Source organism: Streptomyces sp. QH1-20 (genome assembly GCF_041283565.1).
GTDB lineage: Bacteria > Actinomycetota > Actinomycetes > Streptomycetales > Streptomycetaceae > Streptomyces > Streptomyces syringius.
This window is the reverse complement of record NZ_CP166299.1, coordinates 6,982,403-6,999,346: the sequence shown is the minus strand read 5'-3', so window position 1 is coordinate 6,999,346 and position 16,944 is coordinate 6,982,403. Positions and strand designations below refer to the sequence as shown.

The 16,944-nt window shown below is 73.6% G+C and carries 16 protein-coding genes and 2 pseudogenes; 11 read left to right on the top strand and 7 right to left on the bottom strand.

Annotated elements, in window-relative coordinates; genetic code table 11:
- Window positions 1-27: 27 nt before the first annotated feature.
- From AB8O64_RS31540 to AB8O64_RS31525, 4 genes and pseudogenes are all read right to left on the bottom strand, one after another.
- Window positions 28-726, bottom strand: a complete 699-nt coding sequence (locus AB8O64_RS31540; protein WP_365204632.1) for a response regulator transcription factor — start codon at window positions 724-726, stop codon at window positions 28-30.
- A gap of 63 nt (window positions 727-789) precedes the next feature.
- Window positions 790-1,875, bottom strand: a complete 1,086-nt coding sequence (locus AB8O64_RS31535; RefSeq protein WP_370422931.1) for a glycosyl hydrolase family 18 protein — start codon at window positions 1,873-1,875, stop codon at window positions 790-792.
- 234 nt (window positions 1,876-2,109) lie between these two features.
- Window positions 2,110-2,724, bottom strand: a pseudogene (locus AB8O64_RS31530) (transposase); the annotation flags it as partial.
- A gap of 69 nt (window positions 2,725-2,793) precedes the next feature.
- On the bottom strand, window positions 2,794-3,447 hold the full coding sequence (locus AB8O64_RS31525; RefSeq protein ID WP_370422929.1) for a flavin reductase family protein: 654 nt from the start codon (window positions 3,445-3,447) through the stop codon (window positions 2,794-2,796).
- 68 nt (window positions 3,448-3,515) lie between these two features.
- On the opposite strand from AB8O64_RS31525, the gene AB8O64_RS31520 reads away from it, so the two are divergent.
- Window positions 3,516-4,238, top strand: a complete 723-nt coding sequence (locus tag AB8O64_RS31520) for a winged helix-turn-helix domain-containing protein (protein WP_370422927.1) — start codon at window positions 3,516-3,518, stop codon at window positions 4,236-4,238.
- Window positions 4,239-4,318: 80 nt separating this feature from the next.
- Here AB8O64_RS31520 and AB8O64_RS31515 read toward each other — a convergent pair whose 3' ends face one another.
- Complete coding sequence (locus AB8O64_RS31515) at window positions 4,319-5,065, bottom strand: PaaX family transcriptional regulator C-terminal domain-containing protein (protein WP_370422926.1); 747 nt, start codon at window positions 5,063-5,065, stop codon at window positions 4,319-4,321.
- Window positions 5,066-5,150: 85 nt separating this feature from the next.
- On the opposite strand from AB8O64_RS31515, the gene AB8O64_RS31510 reads away from it, so the two are divergent.
- The 4 genes from AB8O64_RS31510 to AB8O64_RS31495 all read left to right on the top strand — a co-directional run bounded on the left by AB8O64_RS31510 (window position 5,151) and on the right by AB8O64_RS31495 (window position 9,388).
- The gene (locus tag AB8O64_RS31510) at window positions 5,151-6,797 is read left to right on the top strand and encodes an acyl-CoA dehydrogenase family protein (RefSeq protein WP_370422924.1); all 1,647 of its coding nucleotides are present in this window, start codon (window positions 5,151-5,153) and stop codon (window positions 6,795-6,797) included.
- Window positions 6,794-7,588 (top strand): crotonase/enoyl-CoA hydratase family protein, encoded by a 795-nt coding sequence (locus AB8O64_RS31505; protein ID WP_370422922.1) that lies wholly within the window; start codon window positions 6,794-6,796, stop codon window positions 7,586-7,588. The genes AB8O64_RS31510 and AB8O64_RS31505 overlap by 4 nt, the downstream gene beginning before the upstream one ends.
- A 193-nt stretch (window positions 7,589-7,781) precedes the next feature.
- A complete protein-coding gene (locus AB8O64_RS31500) occupies window positions 7,782-8,555 on the top strand; it encodes a hypothetical protein (RefSeq protein ID WP_370422920.1) in 774 nt (257 codons plus the stop codon).
- A gap of 77 nt (window positions 8,556-8,632) precedes the next feature.
- The gene (locus tag AB8O64_RS31495; RefSeq protein ID WP_370422918.1) at window positions 8,633-9,388 is read left to right on the top strand and encodes a DUF4239 domain-containing protein; all 756 of its coding nucleotides are present in this window, start codon (window positions 8,633-8,635) and stop codon (window positions 9,386-9,388) included.
- On the opposite strand, the gene AB8O64_RS31490 is transcribed toward AB8O64_RS31495, so the two are convergent.
- Complete coding sequence (locus AB8O64_RS31490) at window positions 9,366-10,667, bottom strand: cytochrome P450 (protein ID WP_370422917.1); 1,302 nt, start codon at window positions 10,665-10,667, stop codon at window positions 9,366-9,368. The two genes, AB8O64_RS31495 and AB8O64_RS31490, sit on opposite strands and share 23 nt — an antisense overlap.
- A 184-nt stretch (window positions 10,668-10,851) precedes the next feature.
- Here AB8O64_RS31490 and egtA point away from each other — a divergent pair, with 184 nt between their 5' ends.
- From egtA to AB8O64_RS31460, 6 genes and pseudogenes are all read left to right on the top strand, one after another.
- Window positions 10,852-12,132 (top strand): ergothioneine biosynthesis glutamate--cysteine ligase EgtA, encoded by a 1,281-nt coding sequence (gene egtA / locus AB8O64_RS31485; protein WP_365369779.1) that lies wholly within the window; start codon window positions 10,852-10,854, stop codon window positions 12,130-12,132.
- The gene (egtB, locus tag AB8O64_RS31480; RefSeq protein ID WP_370422915.1) at window positions 12,129-13,454 is read left to right on the top strand and encodes an ergothioneine biosynthesis protein EgtB; all 1,326 of its coding nucleotides are present in this window, start codon (window positions 12,129-12,131) and stop codon (window positions 13,452-13,454) included. Before egtA ends, egtB begins: the two co-directional genes overlap by 4 nt.
- Window positions 13,454-14,209: an ergothioneine biosynthesis protein EgtC gene (gene egtC / locus AB8O64_RS31475; protein WP_370422914.1), complete on the top strand. Its 756-nt coding sequence runs from the start codon at window positions 13,454-13,456 to the stop codon at window positions 14,207-14,209. The genes egtB and egtC overlap by 1 nt, the downstream gene beginning before the upstream one ends.
- Window positions 14,206-15,189, top strand: coding sequence for an L-histidine N(alpha)-methyltransferase (egtD, locus tag AB8O64_RS31470; RefSeq protein ID WP_370422912.1), 984 nt, complete (start codon window positions 14,206-14,208; stop codon window positions 15,187-15,189). Before egtC ends, egtD begins: the two co-directional genes overlap by 4 nt.
- A gap of 117 nt (window positions 15,190-15,306) precedes the next feature.
- Window positions 15,307-15,456, top strand: a pseudogene (locus AB8O64_RS31465) (universal stress protein); the annotation flags it as partial.
- 142 nt (window positions 15,457-15,598) lie between these two features.
- Window positions 15,599-15,820: a dodecin gene (locus AB8O64_RS31460; protein ID WP_356451835.1), complete on the top strand. Its 222-nt coding sequence runs from the start codon at window positions 15,599-15,601 to the stop codon at window positions 15,818-15,820.
- An 18-nt stretch (window positions 15,821-15,838) separates the two neighbouring features.
- On the opposite strand, the gene AB8O64_RS31455 is transcribed toward AB8O64_RS31460, so the two are convergent.
- Window positions 15,839-16,897, bottom strand: a complete 1,059-nt coding sequence (locus AB8O64_RS31455; RefSeq protein ID WP_370422910.1) for a phosphatidylinositol-specific phospholipase C domain-containing protein — start codon at window positions 16,895-16,897, stop codon at window positions 15,839-15,841.
- Window positions 16,898-16,944: the final 47 nt, after the last annotated feature.

Sequence of the window (16,944 nt, the reverse complement as noted above, 5' to 3'; positions counted from 1 at the left end):
GGGGCACAGCCGGGGTCGCAGCCGGGGTCACAGGGGCCCGAACCGGTACCCGAAGCCCCGCACGGTCTGGATGTACTTCGGCGACCGCGAGGAGTCCTCGACCTTGGTGCGCAGCCGCATCACACAGGCGTCCACCAGCCGGGCGTCACCGTGGTAGCTGTGCTCCCACACGTGCTCCAGGAGCTGCTGGCGGCTGAAGACCCGGCCCGGGGTGGCGGAGAGGTACAGCAGCAGCTTCATCTCGGAGGGGGCGAGCGCCAGGTCCTGGCCGTTCTTGGAGACGAGCAGGCCCGCGCGGTCGACGGTCAGGTCGCCGTGGGTCTCGGCGGGCTGGGTGACGGCCGGGTCCGGGCCGCCGTCGCTCGGGGCGGCGCGGCGCAGCACGGCCCGGATGCGCGCTTCGAGGACCTCACCCCGGGCGGGCTTGACGATGTAGTCGTCCGCGCCGGCCTCCAGGCCGAGGACGACGTCGATGTCGTCGCCGCGCGCGGTGAGCATGATGATCGGGATCTGCTGGGTGGCGCGGATGCGGCGGCACACCTCGAAGCCGCTCTTGTCGGGCAGCATCAGATCGAGCAGGACCAGGTCGGGGCGGAAGGTCTCCAGGGCGGCGAGACCGGCCCCGCCGGTCGGCGCGGCCTCGACCTCGTGGCCGCGGCGGCGCAGGGTGAGAGTGACCCCTTCCCGTACGGCCCGGTCGTCCTCGATCAGAAGCACGCGTGACATGCGGACAGTATCGTTCCCATCAGCACACCCGTGCGCCCCGCAGGCCTGTGAACAGCGCAACTGTCACCGACTGCTCATATTCCCCGCACCCCGCGTGGGCGCCGCGGCGAGGACCGGCCACAGCCCGGGCTCCTCGAAGTCCAGCGCCCACAGCGCGGTGCCCGTGACCCCGTACCGGGCCAGTACGGGCAGGTGGGCGGCGATGCCGCGGGCGTCCTGGTACCAGACCTCGCGCTGCCGGCCGTCCTCGGTGTAGGTGAAGTGCGGCGTCCGGGAGACGGGGTCGAGGGCGTAGGGGGCGCCGACGCGGCGGCGCAGCGCCTCGGCCTCGCGCGTGGTGCGGTGGGTGGCGCGGGCGGGGTCCGCCACCTTGTGGTCCCAGCCGTAGGCCGGGATCCCCATCTCGATCTTCCGGGCGGGGACCCGCGCGGTGGCGTACCGCAGGACGTCCGCGTACCAGTCGGGGCTGGAGAGCGGGCCGGGGGCGTCGAGGGCGTTGTGCAGGTTGTAGCCCATGATCCGCAGCCGGTCGAGGGTGCGGCCCAGGTGCGTGTAGTCGTGGACGGGGCCGTCGTCGCGGGTGGCGGAGCGGGGGATGACGGCGGCCACGCATTCCTTGCGCAGGGCGTGCAGCCGGTCGCACAGTTCGGTGATCAGGGTGTTGAAGCCGGTGCGGACGCGTTCGACGAGGGCCGGGGCGGCGTCGGGCTCGTTCATCCGCTCGTAGTCGAGGTCGAGGCCGTCGTAGGGGTGGGCGGTGGCGAGGCGGACCAGGGTGTCGACATGGGTGGCGCGGGCCTTCGGGTCCTCCATGAGGCGGGCCATCGCGGCCGCGTCGAGGCTTTCGGTGACGGTGGGCACGACCTTGATCCCGGCCCGGCGCAGCCCGTCGATCACGGCCCGGTCACCGGCGCCCGGGTGGGCCGTGACGCGGTCGGCGGCGGTGGCCTCGTACCAGAACGGGCTGACGGTGTGGAGCTGGTCGGCGTGGGCGAGGGCGTCCCGGTAGGCGCCCGGTTCCCAGTAGGGCAGCCAGGCCGACACGGTGCGTCGCGCGGTCGGCCGCGGCTCGGCGGCCGCGGCGGCGGGCAGCAGCGAGCCGGCGAGGGCGAGGGCCGTGGCCAGGACGGCCACACGTCTGCGGAGCATGGCCTCAGCGTCGTACGGGGTGGCTTGCGCCGCACCCGGGCCGCCTGCCGCGGCGGGCGGGCTCGGCCACCACGAGCCCGCCGGACAGGCCCTAGGAGCGTGTCCCAGTAACCGGCAACTGACCGGGTGATAGTGGTGCCGAGGTCGGTTGCCGTCGCCCGACCTGCACGCTGCCGGGGTGGCCGGGTCTTGCCGGTCCGGGAAGCGGCCCGAGGGGCCGGTGGTCCGGGCCGGTCAGGCGATCGCGGCGGCGAGTCCGGCGGTTCCGACGTGTCGGAAGATCTTCCGGAAGTTGCGGCAGGCGGCCAGAAGACGCCACTCTCCTCGGGCGCCGTCCTCGCCGCGCAGGAGGAGCCGGCGGCCGTTCTGGCAGGTCATGATCTGCCAGAAGACGGGTTCGACGATGGCCTTGCGGCGGCTGTAGGCCTTCCGGCCGGGCTTGGTCCGCAGCTTGCGGGCCATGCGCTCCTTGAGGGTGGCGTCCTTGGGGATGCATCCGCGGGGTGCGGGCGGGACCTGCTCGTCGTGCCCGAGCCGGCCGGTGGCCATGAACGTGTCGGTGCCGCAGGTCACTCGGCGACCCCTGGCGGCTTCGAGGTTGGTCTCGGAGCAGTATCCGGCGTCGACGAGGGTCTGTTCGGGGTGGATGCCGGTGTTCTGGTGGGACTGGTCGAGCATTGGGGTGTAGTCCAATGCGTCGGAGGCGTTGGTCGTCACGTCGGCGGCGGTGATCACCTGATGGTGCTCGTCGACGACGGCTTGGGCGTTGTAGGCCTGGATATAGGCGCCGTCGCTGTTCTTCATGATCCGCGAGTCGGGGTCGGTGAAGTTGGCCTGGGCCTTCGGCTTCGAGGCGGGTTGCCGGTTGCGACCCACTTCAGTCCCCCTTGCCCCTACGTTTACCGGCTTCGAGATCGGTCAGTGGGCTTGCCGGGGTGTCTGGGAGCGGAAGCTGTGGCCGAGTTCAGGGCCCAGTCCGTAGTAGTGACGGAAGTTGTAGATCAGCGGGCTCCACGTGGCCGGGTCGACGTGCTGGGAGCCGGGGACGACGATACGCGGATCGGCGTGGACCTTGAGCACGTGGGCTTCGACGATGAGGAACGCCCCGGAGGCGTCGGGTTGGACCCGGGCTGCGCGGGCCTCCAGCTGGATAGGACATTCGGCGGCCCTGGGCGGCCGGACCAGCTCGGAGGGTTCAGGTCGCAGGCCGGCTGCGGCGAACTTGTCCGGCTCGAAACGGAAGGTGTCGCGCTTGTCCACGGGTACCGGGGTGCGTCCGGTCAGCGGCGCCAGCCGCTCCACCGCCGGCCACTGGGCAGGCTCAGGGAGGTTCACCACGAGATCGGGTCGGCTGCGGAGATTGTGCGCGGTCTGTCCCCCGGGGCCCAGACCGAGGACGATGACGTGGCCGAGTGCCCAGGCCGAGGACATCGGCGCGAGGTTGAAGGTGCCGTTCTCGTTCTCTGTCGAGAGCAGTACGACCGGCGTGCCGAAGTACAGGATGCTCGGCTCGATGGTCACATGGGCGGCCGACGTGTTGCCGGGCGTGGTGCTGCGTGTAGCGGTGTCCATGGGAGTCGACCGTAGGGTGAAGACACTTCGGCCCTCACCGAAGGATCGCTGGTGGATGATGGACGGCGATGAGAAACCATGACGCGCACCTGGAGGGCCCGGACCTCGCCGCTCTGGCCGGACTCCTGGCGGACGGCACCCGCGCAAGCTTCTGCCTGGCCCTCCTGGACGGCCGGGCATGGACCGCGACCGAGTTGGCGCGCCATGCCGGGGTGGCCGCCTCGACGGCCACCGAGCACCTGAACCTCCTGGTCGGCGGAGGACTGCTCGCCCAGGAGCGTCAGGGTCGCCATCGCTACGTGCGCCTCGCCGATCCCGAGACGGCCCAACTGATCGAGACCCTTGCCTCCATGGCGCCTCGTCGCGTCAATCCGCCCCGTTCACTGCCCGCCGTCAACCGGAGCCGGGCGCTGGCCCGCGCCCGCACGTGCTACGACCACCTCGCGGGCGCCCTCGGGGTCGCGATCACCGAGGCGATGACCGACCGGGGGCTGCTGGACTGGGAGCAGGGGCTGACGCTCACCGGCAACGGGATCGCCTGGCTGGCCGGTCTCGGCATCGCGCTACCGCCCGCCACACGGCGTCCGCCCGTCCGCGCGTGCCTGGACTGGACCGAACGCCGCCCCCACTTGGCCGGTGCCGTCGGTGCCGCCCTGTGCCGCCACGCCTTCGACTCCGGCTGGATCACTCGGATCGGCACCGGCCGCGCCGTCGCTCTCACCGAGATCGGCGGGCGTACGCTTCAGGACCACCTCGGCCTGTCCGACGAGACGGGCACTCCCGTCAGCTGAACACCGATCCCGCCCGGTCAGACGCTGCCGCTACCCGCGCCTCACCGCGCCGCACCCTTCTGTGTTACTGAGACACGCCCCTAGCCCCCGATGTGCCGCAGCAGCAGGGCGCGGAAGTCCCGGTCGGTGGCCTCGTAGCGGCGGCGCAGCCGGTCGCCGGGCCAGTCCTCGGGCAGCAGGGCTGCGGGGAGCACGGGGTCGGCGAGGAGGTGGCGCAGGACCGCCGCCGAGACCATGAAGCGGCTCGCGAGGCTCTCGGTCCGCTCCTCCCGCAGCGCCTCCTCCAGCACGCGGGCCCGCGCCGCCCAGTCGTCGAGGTCCCACAGGGTCGCGGCGAGCGCGGCCGGATCGCCCTCGGGGAGGCCGGTGAGCCGGGTGCACTGCGCGTCGACGACGTCGGGGCGGGGGCGCACCAGGTTGGCCGGGCGCAGCCAGCAGCCTTCGCGCAGTTCGGCCAGGCGCAGGGCGGCCATGGCCTGGCGCAGGGCGGCGCGGTCGGCGGCCGGGCGGCGCTCGGTGGTGACGACGGCGATCTCCCAGTCGCCGTCCCAGGGGCGGGTGCGCGGGGCCCGGCTGTCGTCCTGCCGCGCCTGGCGGGCGAGGAGGCGGTCGGTGAGCCGGTAGGTGCCGTCGCGTTGTTCCAGGTCACCGGCGGCGACCATCCGGGTGAGGGCGGTGCGGACGGTGCCCTCGGCGGTGCCGAAGAGCTCGCCGACGCGGACGAGGGCGCGGGCGGGCAGGGCGGGCGGGTGATGGCCGAGAAGGGTGGAGAGCACGATCGAGCGCGCGGTCAGCGGCGGCAGGGCGAGAGATCCGGTGGCGTCCATGATTGCCGAAACCCTATCCATTACAGTCCTGAATCACGCATCATGAAAGTGTAATACCGGGCCGTACGCACCCTCGGAGGTCGCTGTGAGCGCCACGCACGAAGTCCTCAACCAGGCTCCGCCCCTGACCGGCTTCACCACGGCCGACGATCCGGCGCTGCTGGAGGCGCTGCGCCGGGACGGCGGTGGCTGGGGCGAGGCGGAGGTGCGCGAGCTGGGCGCACGGGCCGGAGCGGAGGAGACGCAGGAGCAGTCGCGACTGGCCGAGGCGCATCCGCCGGTGCTGCGCACCCACGACCGCTTCGGCCACCGCGTCGACGAGGTGGAGTTCCACCCCGCCTGGCACCAGCTGATGGCGGCGGCCGTGGAGAGCGGCCAGCACGCCGCGCCCTGGGCACAGGCCCGGCCGGGGGCCCATCTGGTGCGCGCCGCGAAGTTCTACGTCTGGGCCCAGGCCGAACCGGGCCACGGCTGCCCGATCTCCATGACGTACGCCGCCGTTCCCGCGCTGCGCGCCCAGCCCGAGCTGGCGGCGCTCTACGAGCCGTTGCTCGCGTCGCGCAGCTACGACTACGGGCTGCGGCCCCCGCTGGGCAAGCACGGCCTGATCGCCGGCATGTCGATGACGGAGAAGCAGGGCGGCTCGGACGTACGGGCCAATACGACGACGGCCGTACCGGCGGGCGACGGCTCGTATGTGATCACCGGGCACAAGTGGTTCACGTCGGCGCCGATGAGCGATGTGTTCCTGGTGCTGGCCCAGACACGAGAGGGCCTGACCTGCTTCCTCATGCCGCGGGTGCTGCCGGACGGCACCCGCAACGCGATGCGGCTGCAGCGGCTGAAGGACAAGCTCGGCAACCGCTCCAACGCCTCGGCGGAGATCGAGTACGAGCGGGCGGTGGCCTGGCCGGTCGGCGAACTCGGCCGTGGGGTGCGGACGATCGTCGAGATGGTCAACATGACCCGGCTCGACTGCGTCATCGGCTCGGCGGCCGGCATGCGCGCGGGCCTGCGGCAGGCCCTGCACCACACCACGCACCGGCGGGCGTTCGGCGCCGAGCTGATCGACCAGCCGCTGATGCGCAACGTGCTGGCGGACCTCGCCGTCGAGTCCGAGGCGGCGACACTGCTGGCGATGCGGCTCGCGGCGGCGCTGGACGCCTCCGAGGCGGGCGACGCCTCCGAGGCGGCCCTGCGACGGCTGGCGCTGGCGGCGGGCAAGTACTGGGTCTGCAAGCGCGGCAGCGCGCACGCCGCCGAGGCGCTCGAGTGCCTGGGCGGCAACGGCTACGTCGAGGAGTCGGGCATGCCGCGGCTGTACCGGGAGGCGCCGTTGCTCTCCATCTGGGAGGGCTCGGGCAATGTGGCGGCCCTGGACGTACTGCGCGCCCTGGCCAAGGAACCGGCGGGGCTGGACGCCTACTTCGCGGAGGTCGACGCGGCGGCCGGGGCGGACGCCCGCCTCGACGCGGCGGCGGCACGGGTACGCGAGCTGCTCGGTTCGCTGTCGGACCCGCACCGGGCCCAGTTGCTCGCCCGCCGGCTGGCGGAGCAGCTCACGCTGGTCCTCCAGGGCAGCCTGCTCGTACGGCACAGCACCCCGGCCGTCGCGGACGCCTTCTGCGCCTCCCGGCTGGGCGGGGAGTGGGGGCACGCGTTCGGCACCCTGCCGACGGGCACGGACCTGGGCCCGATCATCGACCGCGCGGTGGCGAAGGACTCCCGGTGACGGACGGCCGAACCGGGGCGGACGCCCCGGCGGTCCGTGCCGAGCGCCGGGGACCCGTCACCACCGTCGTCCTGTCCCGGCCCGCGGTCCGCAACGCCGTGGACGGGCCGACGTCCCGGGAACTGGCCGACGCCTTCCGGGCGTTCGAGGCGGACGACGGGGCGCGGGTCGCGGTGCTGTGGGGCGAGGGCGGTACGTTCTGCGCGGGCGCGGACCTCAAGGCGCTCGGCACCGCGCGTGGCAATCGGGTCGCGCCCGACGGCGACGGCCCGATGGGCCCCACCCGGCTGCGGCTGTCCAAGCCGGTGATCGCCGCGGTGAGCGGCCACGCGGTGGCGGGCGGGCTGGAGCTGGCCCTGTGGTGCGATCTGCGGGTGGCGGAGGAGGGCGCGGTCTTCGGCGTCTTCTGCCGCCGGTGGGGCGTGCCGCTGATCGACGGCGGTACGGTCCGGCTGCCCCGGATCGTCGGCACGGGCCGGGCGATGGACATGATCCTCACCGGCCGTCCGGTGCCGGCGGCGGAGGCCCATGCCATCGGGCTCGTGAGCCGGCTCGCCCCGCCGGGCGGGGCCCGGGCGGCGGCGGAGGAGCTGGCGGCGGAGATCGCCCGTTTCCCCCAGACGTGCCTGCGCGGCGACCGGGCCTCCGTGCGGGACCAGGAGGGTCTGACGGAGGAGGCCGCGCTGGCCGCCGAATTCGCCCACGGCCGGGCGGCGTTGGCCGAGGCCGCCGAGGGCGCGGCCCGCTTCACGGCGGGCGCGGGCCGGCACGGGGAGTTCCCGGGGCAGTGAGGTGGGGCGCGCGGCCGGGGCGGCCGGGCTTCGCACGCCGGGCCCGTCGGGGTGAATTCCCGCTGAACGCCCGGACGTTACGTCCGCATTGCCCGGCATGACGCACACACAACGCACACAGTTGTTCATCCCATCGGAGGGATTTGGTCCAGGACGCGACCAAGGGGAGCGCGGGCACCGGAAGATCTCCGTCGTGAACGGACGGGCGCCGGCAGGGCGAGCGGGGATCGTGGCCTTCGTGGCCGTACTGGCGACAGCGGGGGCCGGGCCCGCGTGGGGCGGTGAGGCCGACGGCCGGCCGACCGTGGACCCTCCGGCCACCGCGGCGCCCGGCCCCACCGGGCACGGCCGTGCCGTCGACACGGCGTCGGCTGTCCGCCGCTCCCACGGAGTGAACGTCACTGCACACGACGGCTCGTCCTCCGTCGTCATCCACCAGGGGCGTCGCCACCCCGGGGGGCCCGACAGCCGACGGGCCCGGACGGTGACCGCCGTCACGGGAGACGATCTGTCCTCCGCCGTGGTCCATGACGGCGACGAGTGCCTGGCCGTCAGCGCGCACACTGCGGGAAGTGCGACCGTGGTGCGGATCTGCGGCCCCCGGGCGCCCCGCCCGAAGCCCCCGCCCGCCCCCCGCCCGGCGCCGGTCCCGCCGGCCGTGAAACCGGCACCCGCTCCCCCGGCCCCTCCTGCCCCGGCACCGCCACCGCGCCCCGTCCCCGTCCTGGCCCGCGGCGGCGAGGTGCCGACGCCGCCGCCTCCCGTGGCCCGGCCCGCTCCCCCGCCGCCGCCCGCGCCCGCGCCGAGGCCGAAGCCCGCGCGGATCGCACCGCGCGCCTACCACCGGGCCGATGCCCCGACACCCGAGGGCGGGCCCTCGATGGTCACGCTCATGCTGCTGCTCACGGCCCCCGCCGTGCTCGCGGCCGCGCTGCTGCGGCCCCGCGGCGGCGGCGGGCGGCGCTGACCGCGACCCCGCCCCTGGCCCCCCTTCCCGCCCCCTTCCCGTCCCCCGCAACCCCCTGTTGGATCCCGGAGGTTCCCTTGTCCGAATGGCTGGTCCTGGCCATCGCGATGGCCGCCGCGTGCGCCGTCGTCCTGACCATCACCGTCGTCAGAGAACGCAGGCTCGGAGCGGACGACGACCCGACCCAGACCCCCGACGTCATCGAGTACATGACGATGATGGTCGGCGTGGTCTACGCCATCGTGCTGGGCCTGGCCATCGCCGGTGTCTGGGAGGCACGCAACAGCGCGCAGCAGGCGGTCACGGCCGAGGCGCAGGCCCTGCACGAGGTCAGTGAGCGGGTGATGGCCTACGCCCCGGACGCCCGGAACCGTACGCGCGAGGACGTCGAGGCGTATGTGACGTACGTCGTGCACACCGAGTGGCAACACATGCTGGACGAGGGCGAACTCACCGACAAGGGTGCGGAGCTGCTGGCCAAGGTGCGCCGGGACGTGACCTCGTACGTACCGCGCAACGACCAGGAGGGGCAGCACTACCAGCCGCTGCTGGACCAGGTCTCGGCGGTGGACGCGGCGCGCGGCGCGCGGGCGCAGAACGCGGAGTCGACGCTGCCGGGCGTGGTGTGGTTCGGTCTGATCGCGGGGGCCCTGGTGGCCGTGGGGCTGATCTTCACGCTGCAGATCCGGCGTTCGCCCCGCGAGCTGCTGCTGGCGGGGCTCTACAGCGCGCTGATCTCCTTCCTCCTCTTCCTCGTCTGGGACTTCAACTCCCCCTTCGGGCACAGCGTCGCGGACGCGACCGGCCCGTTCACCGATCTGTTCGCCATCTGACCGGCAGGCGCTTGAGGCCGTTCTGGAAGTTGGACACCAGCCGGACGGCCTCACCCGCCCGCTCCAGACCGGGCAGCCGGTCGATCGTGACCCGCAGCACGGCCCGCATCTGGACACGCGCGAGGTGGGCGCCCAGGCAGAAATGCGGGCCGAAGCCGAAACTGACGTGGTCGTTGGGGGCACGGGTGATGTCGAAGCGGTCGGGGTCGGTGAAGACGCGCTCGTCGCGATTGGCGGACGCGTGGAAGACGACGACCTTCTCGCCGCGCCGGATGCGGCGGCCGCCGAGCTCGGTGTCCCGGGTGGCGGTGCGCCGGAAGTCCATGACGGGCGGCCAGAAGCGCAGCATCTCCTCCACCGCGGAATGCGTCAGGTCCTCGCGCTCCCGCAACAGGGCGTACTGGTCGGGGTGGTCGAGGAGCGATTTCAGGCCACCAGGGATGCCGTTGCGCAAGGTCTCGTTCCCGGCCGTCGCGAAGAGCAGGAACATGGTCTCGAACTCGTCCCGGGTCAGGCCGCCTTCGCGCATCTGCGCCATGATGCTGCCGGGCCGGGCGTGGTCCGCCAGGGCGTGGGCGTAGACGAACATGTCGGCCAGAGCCTCCTTGGTGCGCGGGGCGGCCACACTCCCGTCGGGGCGGGTGAGCGTGGCCGGCCGGTGCGCGAGGGCCGCGCGGCCCATCGGGCTCAGCGTCCCGGCGTCGGCGGTGCACGAATCCGCGCGGTCGGCGTCCTGGTAGCCGATCACCCGGTTGGACCAGTCGTACAGCAGCCGCCGGTCCTCCTCCGGCACACCCATGAGGTGGGCGAGGGTCCAGACGGGCAGGTCCGCGGCCAGCTCCACGTAGTCCGCGGCGCCGAGGCCGGCGACGGAGTCGACGAGGGCGTGCGCCCGCGCCTCGATGACGGCCTCCAGCTCCCGCACCGCGCGGGGGGTGAAGGCGGCGGAGACGATGCGCCGCAGCCGCGCGTGGGCGGGCGGGTCCTGGTTGAGCATCATGGTCCGCAGGAAGGCGAGGTCGCCCTCGGTCTCCGGGTCGGCGATCTGGGTGGCGCCCGTGTACGAGGAGAAGATCTCGGGGGTCCGCAGCACGTGTTTGACGTCGGCGTGCCGGAAGACCGCCCAGAAGCCGGGGCCGGCGGGCCAGGGCCCGACGGCCGGTTCCCCGATCCGGCACACCGGGGCGGCGTCCCGCAGCTCCCGGTACCGGGCGTAGGGCACGCCGCGCGCGTAGGTCTCGGAAAGGAAGACGTCGGCGGTCACCTCGTGTGAAGTCACCTCACGGACGGTATGTCCTCCCCTGGCGGACGCGTCAAGGGCTGGCGACAATGTCCTGGTGGCCCGAGGCCGTCCGGCCAGGCCGGACGGCGTGACGGCTGGTTCGCGCCCCCATGCACTCTTGTAGCAGCGGGCATGCAGTGGTTTAGGTGGTACGGACCGAACGTACGGGAGGTACGGGACCGTGACCGACAGCAAGGACCTCAGAGAGGACCGCGACCGGCTCGTCGACGCGGCCGACGCGGACGCCTATGTGCGCGGCATCTGTTTCAAGACCGGGCCGCCCCGGCTGCTCGGTGTCGAACTGGAATGGCTCGTCCACGATGTGCGCGATCCCGTCCGCCCGGTCGCCCCGCCCCGGCTCGCGGCCGCCGCCGACCGGTTGCGCGCGCTGCCGCTGAAGTCGCTGCTGACCGTCGAGCCCGGCGGCCAGCTGGAATTCTCCTCACAGCCCGCGAGCTCCCTCGCCTCCTGTGTCACGGAGGTCTCCGCGGATCTCGCCCTCGCCCGCGCCGAGCTGAGTGATCTCGGGCTCGTCCTCGCCGGGTACGGCAAGGCCCCCTGGCACGAACCGCCCCGGGTCGTGCACGATCCCCGCTACGACGCCATGGAGAACTACTACGGCCGGTGGAACGACGCCGGGTACACGATCATGTGCCGTACGGCGTCCGTCCAGGTCTGTGTGGACGCGGGGTACGAGGAGCCCGGGCCGCTCGGCTACGGGCGCCGCTGGGCGCTCGCGCATCTGCTGGGCGCGGTGCTCGTCGCCTCGTTCGCCAATTCCCCGCTGCACATGGGCCGCCCGACGGGCTGGCGTTCGACCCGGCAGGCCTGTTACGGACGGACGGACCCCGGCCGCACCCTGGCTCCCTCCGACCGTCTCGACCCGCGGAGCGCGTACGCGGCGTACGCGCTCGAGGCGCCGGTGATGGTGCTCCGCTCCGACGAAGGGCCCTGGGACCCTCCCGAGGGGCTGAACCTGAGCCGCTGGACCCGTACCCGGCGGCCCAGGCCGCCGACGGTCGACGATGTCGCCTACCACCTGACCACGCTGTTCCCGCCGATACGGCCGCGGGGGCATCTGGAGCTGCGCATGATCGACGCGCAGCCCGGGGAGGAGGGCTGGCTGGTGCCGCTCGCCGTCACCGCCGCGCTCTTCGACGATCCGGTGGCCACCGAGACGGCCTACCGCACGGTCAAGGCCCTCGCGGACACCGCGGGCACCGCCCCGGCGCCCCGCAATCCGCTGTGGCGCAACGCCGCCCGGTTCGGGCTGGCCGACCCGGAGCTGCACGCCGCCGCCACCGTCTGTTTCGCCGCGGCCCGTGAGGCGCTCCCCCGGCTCGGTGCCCCGCCGCACGTCCTCGATGCCGTCGACGCCTTCAGGGCCCGCTATGTGGACCGCCACCGATGTCCGGCCGACGATCTGCTCGACCGGATGAACGGCAAGGAGATCCGCCCATGACCGCCCCCGGCCCGGATCCCGACCTGTTCCGCTCGCGGGCCGTGGAGGCCCTGCTCACGGCGCGCGAGCGGACCCGTGTGCTCACCGCCTGTGTGGACGAGCGGGAACTGACCGCCCAGCACTCGCCGTTGATGTCCCCGCTGGTCTGGGACCTCGCCCACATCGGCAATCAGGAGGAGCAGTGGCTGCTGCGCACCGTGGGCGGCCACGACGCGCTGCGGCCCGAGATCGACTCGGTGTACGACGCGTTCGAGCACCCGCGTGCCGAGCGGCCGACGCTGCCGCTGCTGGCGCCCGCCGAGGCCCGGGGCTATGTCGCGGACGTCCGTGACCGGGTCCTGGACGTGCTGCACAGCGCCCCGCTGCACGGCGGGCCGCTGCTGGAGGGGGGCTTCGCCTTCGGCATGATCGCGCAGCACGAGCAGCAGCACGACGAGACCATGCTCATCACCCATCAGCTGCGCCGCGGCCCGGCCGCGCTGTCGGCCCCGGAACCGCCGCCGGCCGCGCCGGACACGGCGCTGCTGCCGACGGAGGTGCGCGTCGAGGGCGGCCCGTTCACGATGGGGACCTCCACCGAGCCGTGGGCCCTGGACAACGAACGGCCCGCGCACCACCGCTTCGTGCCGTCGTTCTTCATCGACACACTGCCGGTGAGCAACGGCGCGTATCTGCGCTTCATCGACGACGGGGGCTACACCGACCCGCGCTGGTGGCATCCGAAGGGCTGGGAGCAGGTCCGCCGGCACGGGCTGGGCGCGCCGCTGTTCTGGCGGCGCGAGGGCACCGGCTGGGTGCGGCGGCGGTTCGGGGTGGTCGAGCCCGTACCGCCGGACGAGCCAGTGCTGCACGTCGGCTGGTACGAGGCGGCGGCGTACGCGGCGTGGGCGGGGCGGCGGCTGCCCACGGAGGCGGAGTGGGAGAAGGCGGCCCGCCACGATCCGGTCTCCGGCCGCTCGTTGCGCTATCCGTGGGGTGACACCGACCCCACCCCCGAGCGGGCCAATCTCGGCCAGCGCCATCTGCGGCCGGCCCCGGTCGGGGCCTATGCGGCGGGTGACTCGCCGCTGGGCGTGCGGCAGCTGATCGGTGACGTGTGGGAGTGGACGTCGAGCGATTTCCTGCCCTACCCCGGTTTCCGGGCGTTCCCCTACCGCGAGTACTCCGAGGTGTTCTTCGGCGACTCCCACAAGGTGCTGCGCGGCGGCTCCTTCGCCGTCGACGCCGTCGCCTGCCGGGGGACGTTCCGCAACTGGGACCTGCCGGTGCGCCGGCAGATCTTCGCGGGCTTCCGTACCGCCCGTGACGCGGAACCCGTCTGATGTGCCGGCATCTGGCTGTCGTGGGGCCCGAGGCGCCCCTCGGCGAGAGCCTCCTCGCGCCTGCGCACTCGCTGTTCCGTCAGTCGTGGGCGCCACGGCGGCAGTTGCACGGGACGGTCAACGCCGACGGGTTCGGCATCGGCTGGTACGCGGCGGGCGATCCGGTGCCCGCGCGCTACCGGCGGGCCGGGCCGATCTGGGCGGACGGCTCGTTCCTCGACCTCGCCCGTGTCGTCCGCACCGGGGCGCTGCTCGCCTCGGTGCGGGACGCGACCGTCGCGGACCCGGACGGGGAGGCGGGCGCGGCCCCCTTCACGGCCGGGCCGTGGCTGTTCAGCCACAACGGCGCGCTGACCGGGTGGCCGGAGACCGCGGCGCCGCTCGCGGCGCTGCTGCCCCCGGTGGCGCTGCTGCGGCTGGCGGCGCGCTGTGACTCCGCGTTCGTCTGGGCCCTCGTGGAGCACCGGCTGCGGGAGGGCGAGGCGATGGGGCCGGCGCTGGCGGGGACGGTCCGGGCGCTGGCCGACGCGGCCCCCGGCTCCCGGCTCAACCTCCTGCTCACCGACGGCGCCGCGATAGCCGCCACCGCCTGGGGGGACACCCTCTGGTACCTCAGCGGGCCGGGCGGCCGGACGGCCGTGGCCTCCGAGCCGTACGACGACGATCCGCGCTGGGTGGAGGTCCCCGACCGCACCCTCCTCACCGCGACCCCCACCGACATCACGCTGCGCACGCTCAAGGAGCCCTGTCTGTGAGCCCGTTCGCCCTGACCCGCATCCTCCCCCTCGACGCGACCGCCGCGGCTCTGCGCGCGGACGTCGCCACGGGGCTCACCCGAACCCCCAAGGAACTGCCTCCGAAGTGGTTCTACGACGCCCGGGGCAGTGAACTGTTCGACGAGATCACCCTGCTGCCCGAGTACTACCCGACGCGCGCCGAGCGGGAGATCCTCATCGGCCGCGCCCCGGAGATCGCCGAGGCCACCGGCGCCCGTACGCTCGTGGAGCTCGGCTCGGGGTCGTCCGACAAGACCCGCCACCTCATCCGGGCCCTGCCCGCCCTCGACCACTACGTGCCCGTCGATGTCAGCGAGAGCGCCCTGCGGGGCGCGGCCGGCACCCTGCTCGCCGAGCATCCGGCGCTGACCGTGCACGCGCTCGTCGCCGACTTCCAGTACGGCCTGGCCCTGCCGACGACCCCCGGCCCGCGCCTGGTCGCCTTCCTCGGCGGCACCATCGGCAATCTGCTGCCCGCCGAGCGGGTGGCGTTCCTCACGGCCGTACGGTCCGAGCTCGCGCCCGGCGACGCCCTGCTGCTCGGCACGGACCTGGTGAAGGACGAGCGGACGCTGGTCGCCGCGTACGACGACGCGGCCGGGGTGACGGCCGCCTTCAACAAGAACGTCCTCGCCGTCGTCAACCGCGAACTCGGCGCGGACTTCGACCCGGACGACTTCGCGCACGTCGCCCTGTGGGACGCGCGGCGGGAGTGGATCGAGATGCGGCTGCGGGCCCGTACGGCGCTCGTGGCGAAGATCCCCGCGCTGGACCTCGCGGTCCACTTCGCGGCGGGCGAGGAGCTGCGCACGGAGGTGTCGGCGAAGTTCCGCCGGTCCGGCGTCGCCGGCGAGCTGGCGGAGGCCGGGCTGCGGATGAGCCACTGGTGGACGGACGAAGAGGGCCGCTTCGCGTTGTCGTTGTCGGTGCCGGACCGGCCTGTGGCCGGACAGGGCTAGGTCTGCCGGATCTTCACGGATGCCCGCCTCTGCCCTGCGGGCCGTTGCGTGTGCACCTCCGCTGCGCGGCGGTGTCCTCAATCGCCGGACAGGCTGGTTCCGGCTGAGCTCAGCCACCCCTACAGCGGCCTGGTGCGGGCGGCCGACGACCTGACGGCGGACGCGGTCGTCGTGGGCGCCTCCGAGCGGGCGGGCCACCGCATCGTCGGCTCGGTGGCGGTCCGCCTGGTCAAGGCGGGGCGCCGGCCGGTGACGGTGGTGCCGTAGGCCTGCCGGCCGGCTGCTCCGCCGCCCCTTGCCCCGCCCCCGGTCCCGCGGGCCACGCCAACAGCGGCGCTCGCCTCGCGCGCCGTCGTCCGGTGCACCACGGTGGAGATGTCAAGGCCGCCCAGTCGCCCGGAGAGCACCCATGTCGCATCACAGCCACACGTACCGCGTGACCGAGATCGTCGGTTCCTCCCCGGACGGCGTGGACGCAGCCATCCGCAACGGGCTCGCGCGCGCCTCACAGACGCTGCGCAACCTCGACTGGTTCGAGGTCACGCAGATCAGGGGCCACTTCGACGAGGGAAAGGTCGGTCACTACCAGGTGGGCCTGAAGGTCGGCTTCCGGCTGGAGGACAGTGCCTGAGGCCGGCGTGCGGGGTGGTCAGCCGCGCGGGAGCACCGTGGAGAGGGCCTTCGGCAGGGGGTACCAGTCGGCGGTCGCGAAGCTGGCGTGGGTCCTGGCCATGAGGGCGACGCGGGCGCGGGCATCGGCCTCGGTCGGCTTGGTGCCGTCGATGACGGGCGGCACCTTGTGCGCGTCGGTCATGACCACGAGGTAGTGCCGGTCGTCGTACCAGGCGGTGTCGATGCCGCCCTTGGCGTAGGTGGCGGCGTCGCCGTCGAAGACCACGAACCACGGGCGGATGGTGGGGTCGGCGTAGCGCGTGCGCGGGTCGCCGGCCACCGCGCCGTGCACGGCGGGGAAGGCACCCGCCTGGCGGAGCCGGCCGGCGGCGGCGAGGTCGCGCAGGTGCGTGGCGTACTCCCGGTCCGTCCACAGCCGGTCGGCGGGGTTGCCCTCCTCCACCGTGCCGGGGATCAGCTCGACGACGAACTTGCCCGCGAGCGCCGACCGGCTGGGCCAGCCGCCGGCCCGTACGGCCTGGTCGAGGTCGGTGTGGCCGGCCGCGAGGTCGGCGGGCCGGTAGAGGGCGTCGCCGAGCTTCTCGGTGAGCAGGGCGTCCAGTTCGGCGGGGCCGCGTCCGCTGTCCGCGTTGAAGCCGTCCTTCATCTCCACCTTGAGGAAGACGGGCCGGTGGCCGGGGTTGGCGTCGTGCCAGGCCCGGATGTCGGCGAGGCAGCCGGCCAGGGGCTGGTTGCGGGACTTGGTGCGCAGCTCGGCGGGGGAGGTGGCGCCCTCGCAGTTGTTGGCGTTGCGCACCGGGTTGGCGTGCGAGACGCGGAAGGCGCGCCCGCCGAAGCCGTTCGTCCAGACGTCGAGTTCGAGGAGCGAGGCCCCGGAGTCGAGGGCGTCGGCGAAGTAGGGGTATTTGTCCTGGAGGTAGGCGTTGTGGAGGCCGACGGACGTCGTCGCGGAGTAGGGCGCGGTGGCGGTGTCCGCCGCCGCGCCCGTGGTCCGCGCCCCTGCCGGGGCCACCGTCGTGGCCACCGCCGCCGCTGCCGCCACCGCGACCATTCCCGTACGCGTGACTGCGCGCATGTCCCCCACCGCTTTCGTTCTGTCTTGCTGTTACGAACGAGGAGCAG

Coding starts and splice junctions, on each gene's coding strand:
- AB8O64_RS31540 (WP_365204632.1), bottom strand. CDS start 726: ATGTCACGCGTGCTTCTGATCGAGGACGACCGGGCCGTACGGGAAGGG.
- AB8O64_RS31535 (WP_370422931.1), bottom strand. CDS start 1,875: ATGCTCCGCAGACGTGTGGCCGTCCTGGCCACGGCCCTCGCCCTCGCC.
- AB8O64_RS31525 (WP_370422929.1), bottom strand. CDS start 3,447: ATGGACACCGCTACACGCAGCACCACGCCCGGCAACACGTCGGCCGCC.
- AB8O64_RS31520 (WP_370422927.1), top strand. CDS start 3,516: ATGAGAAACCATGACGCGCACCTGGAGGGCCCGGACCTCGCCGCTCTG.
- AB8O64_RS31515 (WP_370422926.1), bottom strand. CDS start 5,065: ATGGACGCCACCGGATCTCTCGCCCTGCCGCCGCTGACCGCGCGCTCG.
- egtB (WP_370422915.1), top strand. CDS start 12,129: ATGACCGCCCCCGGCCCGGATCCCGACCTGTTCCGCTCGCGGGCCGTG.
- egtC (WP_370422914.1), top strand. CDS start 13,454: ATGTGCCGGCATCTGGCTGTCGTGGGGCCCGAGGCGCCCCTCGGCGAG.
- AB8O64_RS31460 (WP_356451835.1), top strand. CDS start 15,599: ATGTCGCATCACAGCCACACGTACCGCGTGACCGAGATCGTCGGTTCC.
- AB8O64_RS31455 (WP_370422910.1), bottom strand. CDS start 16,897: ATGCGCGCAGTCACGCGTACGGGAATGGTCGCGGTGGCGGCAGCGGCG.